The sequence below is a fragment of the Microbulbifer sp. MCCC 1A16149 genome (assembly GCF_050368945.1).
Classification (GTDB): domain Bacteria; phylum Pseudomonadota; class Gammaproteobacteria; order Pseudomonadales; family Cellvibrionaceae; genus Microbulbifer.
This window is the reverse complement of sequence record NZ_CP185959.1, coordinates 3,079,900-3,092,403: the sequence shown is the minus strand read 5'-3', so window position 1 is coordinate 3,092,403 and position 12,504 is coordinate 3,079,900. Positions and strand designations below refer to the sequence as shown.

Sequence of the window (12,504 nt, the reverse complement as noted above, 5' to 3'; positions counted from 1 at the left end):
GGGAAGCACCCCGCAAGCCAGTAAGGCAAAACCATAATAAAAGGTGAGTCTATGAATACCGCAGTGATTAGTCAGAGTGAAACGCGCAGTAGCGTTTTACCCATGGTCATTATCGGCCTGCTGTTTTTTATCTTCGGTTTTGTTACCTGGCTGAACGGTGCCCTGATTCCTTTTCTGCAAACCATCTGTGACCTGACCGGTTTCCAGGCGATGCTGGTGGCTTCTGCCTTCTACATCGCTTATACCGTGATGGCGCTGCCCATGGCGGCGATCATTGAGCGTACCGGCTACAAGACCGGTATGGCGCTGGGCCTGGCACTGGTTGCGGTGGGCGCCCTGATATTTATTCCTGCCGCATATAGCCGGATGTTCGGTATTTTCCTGCTGGCCCAGTTTGTGGTTGGCTCGGGCCTGACCATTCTGCAAACCGCTTCCAACCCCTACGTGGTGAAAGTCGGCTCCCCGGAAACTGCCGCAGTGCGGATCTGCATCATGGGCCTTTTGAACAAGGGCGCAGGCATTGTTGCTCCGCTGGTATTCGCGGCGCTGGTCATGTCCGGCATCAGCGGTATTTCCGAAGCCGAGTTGTCCGCGATGACTGCAGCAGCGAAAGACGCCAAACTGGATGAGCTCGCAGGCCAGCTGGTGTCACCGTATATCGGTATGGCGGTACTCGGCTTTGTGCTGGCGGTAGCCATGATGTTTGCCCCGCTGCCGGATATCGAAGACGAGGTGATCGAGGGGCAAGAAGATGCCGCGATTACCCTTACCGGGCTGAAGAAATTCCCGCAGCTGATCCTCGGTTCCATTGCCCTGTTTTTCTATGTCGGTGTGGAGGTCATCGCCGGCGACGCCATCGGTCTGCTGGGTAAGCAGGCGGGCCTGGATACCTCCGTGGCCTCCGTGCTGACGTCTTACACCATGGTATTTATGGTGCTGGGTTATCTCTGGGGCACCTTCGCTATTCCGCGCTTTATCAGCCAGCAAAACGCGCTGCTGATCTCTGCGGTGCTGGGTATCGCATTCACTTTTGCCGTCATGAGCGGTTCGCTCGACAGCACAGCCATGTCTTCTGCAACCCTGGCCCACTTTGGCCTGCCAGAAATTCCCAACGCGGTTTATTTTGTCGCACTGCTGGGCTTTGCCAACGCCATGTGCTGGCCGGCAATCTGGCCGCTGGCGCTGGAAGGTCTGGGTAAATTTACCTCCAAGGGTGCGGCGCTGCTGATTATGGGTATTTCCGGTGGTGCGGTGCTGCCGCCCCTGTACGGTCACTTTGCCGATACCGGAGACGGTCAGGCCGCCTACATCATTGCGATCCCGGCGTACCTGTTCATCATGTTTTACGCTTTGAAAGGGCACAAGATGCGCAGCTGGACCAAATAACCTGGGTTTCCAGGCCGGTCCGCCGTCGCATCTCTATCAGTCAGTTTTTTCGAAAGTGTTTTAGGAAGAGGTATTAAAAAGGATTTTGTTTTTTTGAACTTCTCTTAGAAGTTTCTCTCTTTGGTTCTCGTCATCTTTGCCCTCCATGTGAGGGCTTTTTTTTGCCTGTCTTTAGCGGGGTGAGTCGCCACTGGAGTCGCGTACCAGCAGTTCCGGTACGAACTTTTTAACGATGCCTGCATCCTTGTTCGCGGCTGCGCTTTCCGACGCGCTTTTGCTGCGCGCCTTGTTAAGCACAAGCGCCGCGGCACACTTGGCGATCTCGTTGTTCGGCTGGTGTGCGGTTGTCAGCTTGGGCCAGGTCTGGCGGGAGAAGGGGCTGTCCTCAAACCCGACAATCGACAGTTGCTCGGGGATCTCGATATGCATCAGTCGCGCGGCGAACAGCGCGCCGGCAGCCATCTCATCGTTGCTGGCAAAAATGGCGGTGGGCGGGTTGTCGGTATTCAGCAGTAATTTTGCGCCTTCGACACCGGAGTCAAACGCGTATTCGCCGGGGATGATCAGGCTCGGATCGATTGCGATGCCGGCCTGTTGCAGGGCCTGCTTGTAACCTTCCAGGCGTCCGTGGGTTGAGATGTGTTCCTCGCCACCGCAAAGGAATCCGATGCGCTTGTGGCCGTGTTCAATCAGGTGCTTGGTGATGTCGTAAGCCGCGGCGGTGTCATCCACCTGAACGCAGTTGTCCTCGTCGCCCTCCGCTGCGCCGCTGGACACGATACGTACGTAGTCCAGGCCGAGCCGTTTTACTTCATCGATAACCGATTGGGTTTCCGAGAACGGCGGGGTAAGTACCACGCCGGCCACCTTCGAGTGTTCCACCAGCGCGCGCAGTTCATCGTGCACGGTTTCCGATTTGGAGTTGCTCGGGTGAATCAGCAGCTCGTAGCCCCGCGCCTTGCAGGCCTCGAGGATACCGTTCTGCATATCGATCACGTAATAGGCATTGGGGTTATCGTAGATCAGCGCAATGGTATAGCTGCGGGTACCGGCCAGGTTGCGCGCGGCCAGGTTCGGCTGGTAGTGGAGTTCTTCCACCGCATCCATCACCTTCTTGCGCGTGGCAGGTCTCACCGACGGTTCATTGTTGATAACCCGCGATACGGTCTTGATCGACACCCCGGCCCTTGCGGCCACATCGTTGATGGTGCTCTTCATGATCGGCTGTTTTCCCTTATCGGAATTGGTCCTTGTGCATACCCAGCCGGGCAGTTTACCCGGTTAGCGCGTACACGACGATGGATTTATGGTCATTTCTTCGCGAAGGCCTGGTTTTGCAACCGAAAGCTGATTTTCCCCGCGGTTTCCCGCCAAGTTTAGGGGGTTTACTCCTTGCTTGCTGCCCGTGTATGCCGTGGGGCCGGCCTTGTTCGTGAGTTGCTTGGTTATTGTGCCGACACCGTTAAATTCGTGAAAGAAAACTACAAACCCGATTGACAGGGCGGGGGCGCTGTGTGAATCTTTTGTCAAATTGACAGCGTTGTCATTTTGTTTTGACGCCCTTGGGGTTTTGGGCTGGAAGCGCTGTCGTTCGGGTAAACAAGAATAACCGGTGCCCGCCACCTCACGGAGGGCGCCACTTTCAGGGGGCATACCATGCAAGATGCACACTCTCACTCCGCCATTTCCCAATCCGCCATCTGGCAGGCGCTACAGGCGCAGGCCGTGCAGATGAAGCAGCGCAAGCTGGCGGATCTGTTCAGTGAAGACCCACAGCGTGCTGCGAACTTCACCGTTGAACTGCCGCAGTTTCTGCTGGATTTCTCTAAAAACCACCTCGACCAGTCAGTATTTGTAAATTTGCTACGCCTCGCGGAAGAGGCCGGGGTGGCGCATTGGCGGAGCGATTTCTTCGCCGGAAAACCGATCAATGCCACCGAGGGGCGGCCGGTTCTACATCCTGCGCTGCGCGGCGGTCTGGGCGCTGAAGTGGAGGTCGGCGGGGCATCCGTCGCGGGATTGGCGGAGGCTGAGCTGCAGCGCTTGAAAGAGTTTGTAGTTTTACTACATAATGGCGACCTGACGGGCTACAGCGGTAAACGGATCACCGATGTGGTCAATCTCGGCGTCGGCGGCTCCCATCTGGGGCCCCAGACCGTCATAGAGTCACTGCGTGCCTACCGGAAGGGCGATGTCGCGGTGCACTTTGTATCCAATGTGGATGGAGCCCAGCTCACGGATGTGCTGGCCGGCCTGGATGCCGAATCAACGCTTTTTATCGTCTCGTCCAAGACGTTCACTACCAGCGAGACGATGACCAATGCGCGCAGCGCCCTCAAGTGGCTGCAGTGCGCAGCGCCCGATGTATCTGTGGAAGGGCTGTTGCAGCGCCACTTTGTCGGCGTGACCTCTAGCCCGGATAAGGCACAGCAGTTCGGGATCCAGCCAGAGCGGACCTATCGCTTCTGGGATTGGGTCGGCGGACGCTATTCGCTGTGGTCGGCGATCGGACTGCCAATCGCCATTGCCTGTGGCTACGAAAATTTCCGCGCTCTGCTGGACGGTGCCGCGGAAATGGATCGCCACTTCCGCGAGGCGCCGTTCGAGAAGAACGCGCCGGTGATCATGGGGCTGCTGAGTGTCTGGTACTGCACCTTTATGGGGTATCCGGCGCACGCGGTGTTGCCCTATGAGCAGGCGCTGCACATGTTGCCAGCCTATTTGCAGCAGGCGGACATGGAGAGCAACGGCAAATCTACCACCCGTGCAGGGGTGGAGGTGGACTACGCCACCGGCCCCCTAATATGGGGGCAGACGGGTATCAACGGGCAGCATGCTTTTTACCAGTATCTGCACCAGAGCCCGGAAGTGGTGCCGGCGGACTTCATCGGCAGTGTGACCCCGGGGCACGATCTCGAAGGCCACCACGAAATACTGCTGGCGAATATGTTCGCCCAGAGCCAGGCGCTGATGAACGGTGTGGATGCCGAGTCGGTCGCCCGCGAGCTGGCAGCCAAGGGGCTGTCGCAGGAAGAGATAAAAAAGCTAACCCCGTTCAAGGTGCACAGGGGTGGAAAGCCCAGCACCACAATACTCTTGAATGAGTTGACCCCCCGCGCGCTGGGAGGGTTGATTGCACTCTATGAACACAAGATTTTTGTTCAGGGTGTGATCCTGGAAATATATTCCTTTGATCAGTGGGGTGTGGAACTTGGTAAGGGTCTTGCCAACAAGCTGGAGCCAAAACTGGCTGCAGGTGATCTGGCTGGAGAAGACGGTTCTACAGCGCAACTGATCCAATACTACCGCCGGATAAAAAACGGCGCGGTTACGACCACAGAGCTGCCTGAAGTCGAGGTGGCAGAGCCTGCTGGAGAACAGGCTTAGTAGCAAACTGTGGCGAGCTGATAAAAAACGAAGAGTTAAGCAAAATGGCAAACACTACAGTGGTAAACAGTCGGATACAGGCGGTGACCGACAGGATCATCCGCCGCAGCGAAGAGACCCGCGCCAGCTATCTGGCGCAGGTAGAGCGCGCTCAAGGCAAAGGTCGTGCGCGCCACAAGCTGTCCTGCGGAAACCTGGCGCACGCCATGGCGGCGTCCAGTGATCAGGATAAAAACCTGATCGCTTCCGGGCAGGGTCCCAACCTGGCAATCATCAATGCCTACAACGATATGTTGTCGGCCCACCAGCCCTATGGCACCTATCCCGAAATGCTGAAGGCGGAAGCGCTGCGCAACGGCGCTACCGCACAGGTTGCCGGTGGCGTCCCCGCCATGTGTGACGGCGTCACCCAGGGGCAGCCGGGTATGGAACTGTCACTGTTTTCCCGCGATGTTATTGCCATGGCGACTGCCATTTCCCTGTCGCACGACATGTTCGATGGCGGTATGTACCTGGGCATCTGCGACAAAATCGTACCCGGTCTGGTGATCGGCGCGCTGTCATTTGGCCACCTGCCGGCGGTGTTCATCCCGGCAGGACCCATGCCTACCGGTCTCGCAAACGCGGAAAAAGTACGTGTTCGCCAGTTGTATGCCGAAGGCAAAGTCGGCCGCAAAGAATTGCTTGAAGCGGAAAGTGCGTCCTACCACAGTGCTGGTACCTGTACATTCTACGGTACCGCGAACAGCAACCAGATGCTGGTGGAGATCATGGGACTGCAGCTGCCCGGTAGCTCTTTTGTGAATCCGGGCACCGAGCTGCGCGATGCACTGAACCATGAAGCGGTAAAACAGCTGGTACAGATTACCGAGCCCAGCAACTACACGCCGATCGCGAAAATCCTCAGCGAAAAATCTTTTGTAAACGGCATCGTTGGTCTGCATGCCACCGGTGGCTCCACCAACCACACCATGCACCTGATTGCCATGGCACGCGCCGCCGGTATCCAGATTACCTGGCAGGACATGGCCGAGCTCTCCGAGATAGTGCCGCTGCTGTGTCACGTGTATCCGAATGGCACCGCAGATATCAACCACTTCGCCGCTGCCGGCGGTATGCAGTTCCTGATTCGCGAATTGCTGGGTGCAGGCCTGCTGCACAACGATGTCAGCACCGTGCTGGGTGATTCCGGTATGGAGCCCTACACCTACGATCCGTTCCTGAATGAAGACAGGGACGGCCTGGTATGGCGCCCCACTGCGGAAGAGTCCGGCAACCCGGACATTATCCGCCCCGCGAGTGACCCTTTCTCCGGCCACGGTGGCCTGCAGTTACTGCAGGGCAACCTCGGCAACAGTGTGATCAAGGTGTCCGCCCTGAAAACACCGCAACTGAAAGTGAAAGCGCCGGCGGTGGTATTCGACAGTCAGGACGCATTGCTGGATGCCTTCAAGGCTGGCGAACTCGAGAAGGATTTTGTTGCGGTGGTGCGCTTCCAGGGGCCCCAGGCCAACGGCATGCCGGAGCTGCACAAACTGACGCCTTCGCTCGGTGTATTGCAGGACCGCGGTTACAAGGTGGCGCTGGTCACCGACGGCCGTATGTCCGGCGCGTCCGGCAAGGTGCCGGCGGCCATCCACCTTTCTCCGGAAGCGCTGGAAGGTGGGGTTGTGGCAAAAATCCAGGATGGTGATGTTATTGAGCTGGATGCGGAAGCCGGCGTTCTCAAAGTACATGTAAGTGATGAAGAGCTGGCTGCACGCGCGCCAGCGGAGTGCGATCTGTCCGCCAATGCCACCGGCATGGGGCGCGACTTGTTCACCAATATGCGCAAGCTCGCTAGCGGCGCAGAAACTGGTGGAAGCATTCTTTTTTAACTGAATTCAGCGCGCTCACCGGTAACGGTGAGCGCGCAACTGCTTGAGAGCAAAGAAAATGGCTAACGCATTCGACATGGTACTTTTTGGTGGTGGCGGAGATCTGTCACTGCGCAAACTGATTCCCGCCCTGTACCGGGCCTATATTGAAGGCGGTCTGAACAAGGATTCCCGTATCCTGCCTGTGTGCCGTCGTCAGGAAGACGCTGACGTTTACCTGAAAACCGCGCAGCAGGCGCTGAAAACCCACCTGCGCGATGGCGAATACAGCGATAAAAACTGGAAAGGATTCAGCGCGCAGCTGCGCGCCGTCGCACTGGATATCTCCAAGCCCGACGAACAGTGGGATGGCCTGGTGGACATCCTCGGCAAGGACACCGAGCGCACGCGCCTGTTCTACCTCGCGATTCCGCCGGCCGTGTTCGGGCCCTGTTGTGAAAACCTGTCGGTTAAGGGGCTGATTCACGAAAATTCCCGTGTCGTGGTGGAAAAGCCGCTCGGCTACAACGCCAAGACTTCCGACCAGATCAACAGCAAGATAGCCGAGTACTTCCCCGAAGAAAGTATTTTCCGCATCGACCACTACCTGGGTAAGGAAACGGTACAGAACCTGCTGGCGCTACGTTTCAGCAACGTGCTTTTCGAGCATCTCTGGGATGCGAAAACCATCGATCATATCCAGATCAGCATCTCCGAAACCGTGGGCCTGGAAGGTCGCGCGGGTTTCTACGATGACACCGGTGCGATGCGCGATATGGTGCAGAACCATCTATTGCAGTTGCTATGCCTGATCGCCATGGAATCACCCAACAGCATGTCTGCGCGCAATATCCGCTCGGAAAAAATCAAAGTGCTGGAGGCACTGCGCCCGCTGACTGACCAGGATGTGGATCAGAATATCGTGCGCGGCCAGTACGTCGCTGGTGGTCTGGGTAAAGAGCTGGTACCTGGCTACCTGGAAGAACTCAAGGCGCCTAACAGCACCACCGAAACCTTTGTTGCGATTCGCGCGCATATCGACAACTGGCGCTGGACTGGTGTGCCTTTCTACCTGCGCACCGGCAAGCGTATGGAGAAGCGTTGTGCGGAAATCGTGATTCAGTACAAGAACGTCTCCCACAGTGTGTATCAGCCGGAAGCCGGAAAGGTTTTGCCGAACCGTCTGGTAATCCGGTTGCAGCCGGAAGAAAGCATCAAGCTGGTTCTGATGGCGAAGAAAATGGACAGCCTCACCATGGAGCTGCAGCCGGTAGAACTGAACCTCACACTGTCCGACACCTACGACAGTTTCAAAAGTGATGCCTACAAGCGCCTGATGCTGGACGCTGCGGCCAACAACTCCGCATTGTTTATTCATCGCGAAGAGGTCGCTGCCGCCTGGGCATGGGTCGACCCGATCATCGACCACTGGCGTGAGACTGCCAATCAGCCACAGCTTTACCGCGCAGGCACCTGGGGGCCCCAGGCCTCCAACCAGCTGCTGGCCGAGAATGGCCACCACTGGTTCAACCCCTGAGAAATCGGGCGGAAAAACGAAAACAGGGTCTTAGAGACATGGTTGAAGAAAAGTTTTTTGCAGACCGGGAACGTCTGACACTGGCGCTGGCCAACGAATGTGCCGCAGCACTGCACGCGGGTATCAAGGCGAACGGGCAGGCCACCTTTCTGGTCAGCGGCGGCAGCTCACCGGAGCCGGTATACCGCGAGCTTTCCCGACGTCCGCTGCCGTGGCAGAACGTGAATGTTGCGCTGGTCGACGAGCGCTGGGTGGAGAAGGACGAGGCCGGTAGCAATCTGGCATTTATATCCAACAGCCTGTTGCAGAACGAAGCCAGCAAGGCGCCGTGTTTGGGTATGAAAAACGCCGCAGCCACGCCCGCAGAAGGCGAGGGCGATTGCGAGCGCGCTTATCAGGAATTGCCGCGTCCGTTTGACGTGTGTTTGCTGGGGATGGGCAACGACGGGCATACCGCTTCGTTCTTTCCCCATGCGGAAGGTCTGGCCGACGCGCTGGACACCAAGTCGGACAAGCTGTGCAAGGCCATCACGGCCAAGCAAAGCGCGGTGACTGGTGCGCACACCGAGCGTATGACACTGACACTGGCGGCCATTCTGCAGGCAAAAGAAATCAAGTTGCTGATTACCGGCGAGGAAAAGCTCAAGGTGTACCGGCAGGCACTGCTGGGTGACGACGAGCTGGAAATGCCGGTGCGCAGTATTCTCAAGCAGGGACTGAAACCGGTCACTGTGTATTGGGCACCGTGAACCCGATCGGGTTCGTGTTTAAAAAGAATTGAGACCTATAGGAAGTAGATGATGCAAGAGTCACTTGTACCCGTATTGGAGCAGGCCGGTGTAGTTCCGGTTCTGGTTATCGATAACGTCAGCGAAGCCCTGCCACTGGCTCAGGCGCTGGTTGAGGGCGGCCTGAACGTACTGGAGGTGACTCTGCGCACCGAAGCGGCCCTTGCCGCGGTTGAAGAAATTGCCAAGCACCTGCCGGATGCACACGTCGGTACTGGCACCGTGCTGAATGCGGCGGACGTGCGCCGTTCCGTGGATGCCGGTGCAACCTTCATGGTAAGCCCGGGTGCTACCGAAGCGCTGCTGGATGCGGCGGACGATGTTTCTGTTCCCATGCTGCCCGGCGCGGCGAACCCTTCTGAAGTCATGCGCCTGCTGGAGCGCGGCTACCGCTATCAGAAATTTTTCCCTGCGGAAGCCGCGGGCGGTGTACCCATGCTGAAGTCCATCGGTGGTCCGTTGGCGCAAGTGAAGTTCTGTCCCACCGGTGGTGTGAGCCCGAAGAACGCCAAAGACTATCTGGGCCTGGCCAATGTAGTTTGCGTTGGTGGTTCCTGGATGGCGGCACCGAAGCTGGTAGCCGAGAAAAACTGGGCGGAAATCACTCGCTTGGCTAAAGAGGCCACTCTGCTGAAGGGCTAATTTCCCGGCAGAATCGTTTTCACAGAGTAAGCACGTGCTGGGGGGGACACGCCCGGCACCCCGTATAAAAATTCATAAATTTTCAAGACACAGAGGGTGTAGCGATATGAAACTCAGAATTGCTATCAACGGCTATGGCCGCATCGGCCGCAATGTAACGCGCGCGATCTATGAATCCGGTTACAACGATCGCATTCAGCTGGTTGCCATCAACGACCTGGCACCGGTAGAAGCCAACGCTCACCTGACCCGGTTCGATACCGTACACGGCCGTTTCAATACCGACGTTGCGGTAGAAGGTGAAAACCTGGTTATCGGTGGCGACACCGTCAAGGTTTGCCAGGAGCGCAATCCTGCGGCGCTGCCCTGGGGCGAGCTGGAAGTAGATCTGGTGCTGGAATGTACCGGCCTGTTTACCGGCAAAGAAGCGGCCTCCCAGCACATGCAGGCCGGCGCCAAAGCGGTACTGGTATCTGCGCCGTCCGGCGACGCGGACCTGACCGTGGTTTACGGTGTTAACGACGACAAGCTCACCGCAGAGCACAAGGTGGTTTCCAACGCATCCTGTACCACCAACTGCCTGGCCCCGGTAGCCAAGGTTCTGAACGAAGCGATCGGTATCGAACGCGGCTTCATGACCACCGTGCACGCCTACACCAATGACCAGAACACCCAGGATGCTGTGCACAAGGACATCTATCGTGCCCGTGCCGCAGCTGACAATATGATCCCGACCAAAACTGGCGCTGCCGCGGCGGTGGGCCTGGTTCTGCCAGAGCTGAAAGGCAAACTGGATGGAATGGCAGTACGTGTGCCGGTGAACAATGTGTCCCTGGTGGACTGCCAGTTTATCGCCAGCCGTGAAACCACCGTTGATGAAATCAACGCGATCATGCGCGATGCCGCAGGCACCATCAAAGGCGGTGTACTGTCTTTCTGTGAGCAGCCGCTGGTTTCCGTAGACTTCAACCACACCTCTGCTTCCAGCCACTTCGATGCCAACCACACCCGTGTGAATGGCAATCTGGTCAAAGTCATGGCGTGGTATGACAACGAGTGGGGCTTCTCCCACCGTATGCTGGATACCAGCCTGGCGATGGCCAAAGCGCTCGAGCTGTAAAGCCGGCGTTTAAAATAAGGCTGTCATAGCAGCCTGATAACGTGAATGTTATCGCACCGGTGCGGGTGCAATACCCGCTCCGGTTTTGCTTTTCTGCAGTCAGCGCCGACTGTCATAAAAACAATATTCGCCTCTCATCCAATCGAAAAACGAATACCACCAATATGATTCGCCATACCAAAATTGTTGCCACACTCGGCCCGGGTACTGACAAGCCGCGTGTTATTGACGAGATTATCCGCGCAGGCGTCAACGTTGTACGCCTCAACTTTTCTCACGGCAGTGCCGATGACCACCGCAAGCGTGTAGAAGAAGTGCGTCGCGCCGCCGCCGAGCAGAACAAGCTGGTGGCTGTGCTTGGCGACCTGCAGGGCCCGAAAATCCGTATTGCCCGTTTCGCCGAAGGTAGCATTTTTCTCGAAAACAACGCCGAGTTCACCCTCGATGCAGATTGCCCGAAAGAGGGCGGTAACCAGCAACGTGTGGGTGTGGACTACCCGTCCCTGATTGCGGATTGCAAGCCCGGTAATATCCTGCTGCTGGACGATGGCAAGATTCGCCTCGAAGTCACCGGTGGCACCAACAGCAAGTTGTTCTGCCGTGTGCTGCAGGGCGGCAAGCTGTCCAACAACAAGGGAATCAACCTGTTGGGCGGCGGCCTTTCCGCTCCGGCGCTGACGGAAAAAGATTACGAAGACATCAAGCTCGCCGCCGAGCTGGATGTGGATTTCCTCGCGGTGAGCTTCCCGCGCAGTGGCGAAGACTTGGAAATCGCACGCAAGGCCATGCGCGAAGCGGGTAGCAACGCTGCCATCGTCGCCAAAGTGGAGCGCGCGGAAGCAGTAAATGATGATGAGCAGATGGACGGTATTATTCTCGCCTCTGATGTCATCATGGTTGCCCGCGGTGACCTGGGTGTAGAGATAGGCGATGCCGCACTGGTGGGTGTTCAGAAAAAGCTGATCAACCGCGCCAATGCCCTGAATCGCGGTGTGATCACTGCGACCCAGATGATGGAGTCCATGATCACCAACCCGACACCGACACGCGCCGAAGTAATGGATGTCGCGAATGCGGTGCTCGACGGCACCGATGCGGTGATGCTGTCCGCGGAAACCGCTGCTGGTGATTTCCCCGTTGCCGCGGTGGAGTCTATGGCGGAAGTCGTCGTGGGGGCTGAGCAGTACCTCGGTACCACCACCCGTCCTGCAGCAGACCGGTCGTCATCCGAAACCATCGATACTGTCATTGCCCAGGCAGCGATCGAGGCCGCAGTCCGGGTTGAAAACCTGAGTGCGGTAGCGGCGCTTACCGAATCCGGTCGCACCCCGCGTATCATGTCCCGCGCGACGTCGCAGCTGCCGATCTACGCGCTGACTCGCCACCCGCGTGTTGCACGCCAGCTGGTATTGCTGCGCGGTGTCGAGCCCATCGAGTTTGATCCGGCTTCCGTACCCCTGGGGCACCTGACCGATGCCATCATTGAGGTGCTGGGATCCCGGGTAACTCTGGAGAAGGGCGAGCGCATCCTGATTACTCAGGGCGAGCGCCTGAATATGGGCGGTGGCACCAGCTCCATGCGTATCAAGGAAATTGAATAACCGCGGGGCTCCCCGTTAGCGGTTCAATTCTCTAGATAGCAAAACTCCCGGCTCAGTCGGGAGTTTTGCTTCCGGTCTGCAGCTTTCTCTTCTGACACACGGGGCCTCTCTAGTCATTTATCCTGTGCATTTTTTATCCTAGTTTGCACGCGGGTTTCGAGTAGCTCTATGCCAATTGTCATAACTG

Annotated in this window: 9 protein-coding genes; 8 read left to right on the top strand and 1 reads right to left on the bottom strand. The window is 57.5% G+C overall.

The window, feature by feature from the left end:
• Positions 1 to 51: 51 nt before the first annotated feature.
• Positions 52 to 1,386, top strand: coding sequence for a sugar MFS transporter (locus ACONT6_RS12995; RefSeq protein ID WP_428818902.1), 1,335 nt, complete (start codon positions 52 to 54; stop codon positions 1,384 to 1,386).
• A gap of 171 nt (positions 1,387 to 1,557) precedes the next feature.
• Here the strand turns inward: ACONT6_RS12995 and ACONT6_RS12990 are convergent, their stop codons facing one another.
• Entirely contained in the window at positions 1,558 to 2,604 is a 1,047-nt protein-coding gene (locus tag ACONT6_RS12990) for a LacI family DNA-binding transcriptional regulator (RefSeq protein WP_078084513.1), read from the bottom strand.
• A gap of 438 nt (positions 2,605 to 3,042) precedes the next feature.
• Here ACONT6_RS12990 and pgi point away from each other — a divergent pair, with 438 nt between their 5' ends.
• The 7 genes from pgi to pyk all read left to right on the top strand — a co-directional run bounded on the left by pgi (position 3,043) and on the right by pyk (position 12,317).
• Positions 3,043 to 4,773 carry a glucose-6-phosphate isomerase gene (gene pgi, locus ACONT6_RS12985; RefSeq protein ID WP_428818901.1) on the top strand — a complete coding sequence of 577 codons (1,731 nt, stop codon included), beginning with the start codon at positions 3,043 to 3,045 and terminating at the stop codon, positions 4,771 to 4,773.
• Positions 4,774 to 4,817: 44 nt separating this feature from the next.
• Positions 4,818 to 6,650: a phosphogluconate dehydratase gene (edd, locus tag ACONT6_RS12980; protein WP_181252385.1), complete on the top strand. Its 1,833-nt coding sequence runs from the start codon at positions 4,818 to 4,820 to the stop codon at positions 6,648 to 6,650.
• Positions 6,651 to 6,708: 58 nt separating this feature from the next.
• Positions 6,709 to 8,166, top strand: a complete 1,458-nt coding sequence (zwf, locus tag ACONT6_RS12975) for a glucose-6-phosphate dehydrogenase (RefSeq protein WP_181252386.1) — start codon at positions 6,709 to 6,711, stop codon at positions 8,164 to 8,166.
• Between the two features lie 38 nt (positions 8,167 to 8,204).
• Entirely contained in the window at positions 8,205 to 8,915 is a 711-nt protein-coding gene (gene pgl / locus ACONT6_RS12970) for a 6-phosphogluconolactonase (protein ID WP_428818900.1), read from the top strand.
• A gap of 51 nt (positions 8,916 to 8,966) precedes the next feature.
• Entirely contained in the window at positions 8,967 to 9,596 is a 630-nt protein-coding gene (locus ACONT6_RS12965; RefSeq protein ID WP_428821516.1) for a bifunctional 4-hydroxy-2-oxoglutarate aldolase/2-dehydro-3-deoxy-phosphogluconate aldolase, read from the top strand.
• 106 nt (positions 9,597 to 9,702) lie between these two features.
• On the top strand, positions 9,703 to 10,716 hold the full coding sequence (gap, locus tag ACONT6_RS12960) for a type I glyceraldehyde-3-phosphate dehydrogenase (RefSeq protein ID WP_428818899.1): 1,014 nt from the start codon (positions 9,703 to 9,705) through the stop codon (positions 10,714 to 10,716).
• Between the two features lie 164 nt (positions 10,717 to 10,880).
• Positions 10,881 to 12,317, top strand: coding sequence for a pyruvate kinase (gene pyk / locus ACONT6_RS12955; RefSeq protein ID WP_428818898.1), 1,437 nt, complete (start codon positions 10,881 to 10,883; stop codon positions 12,315 to 12,317).
• Positions 12,318 to 12,504: the final 187 nt, after the last annotated feature.

Bases quoted from the DNA above. Each gene is read 5' to 3' on its own strand.
- ACONT6_RS12990 (WP_078084513.1), bottom strand. From the start codon at position 2,604: ATGAAGAGCACCATCAACGATGTGGCCGCAAGGGCCGGGGTGTCGATC.
- pyk (WP_428818898.1), top strand. From the start codon at position 10,881: ATGATTCGCCATACCAAAATTGTTGCCACACTCGGCCCGGGTACTGAC.
- ACONT6_RS12995 (WP_428818902.1), top strand. From the start codon at position 52: ATGAATACCGCAGTGATTAGTCAGAGTGAAACGCGCAGTAGCGTTTTA.
- pgi (WP_428818901.1), top strand. From the start codon at position 3,043: ATGCAAGATGCACACTCTCACTCCGCCATTTCCCAATCCGCCATCTGG.
- edd (WP_181252385.1), top strand. From the start codon at position 4,818: ATGGCAAACACTACAGTGGTAAACAGTCGGATACAGGCGGTGACCGAC.
- ACONT6_RS12965 (WP_428821516.1), top strand. From the start codon at position 8,967: ATGCAAGAGTCACTTGTACCCGTATTGGAGCAGGCCGGTGTAGTTCCG.
- pgl (WP_428818900.1), top strand. From the start codon at position 8,205: ATGGTTGAAGAAAAGTTTTTTGCAGACCGGGAACGTCTGACACTGGCG.
- gap (WP_428818899.1), top strand. From the start codon at position 9,703: ATGAAACTCAGAATTGCTATCAACGGCTATGGCCGCATCGGCCGCAAT.
- zwf (WP_181252386.1), top strand. From the start codon at position 6,709: ATGGCTAACGCATTCGACATGGTACTTTTTGGTGGTGGCGGAGATCTG.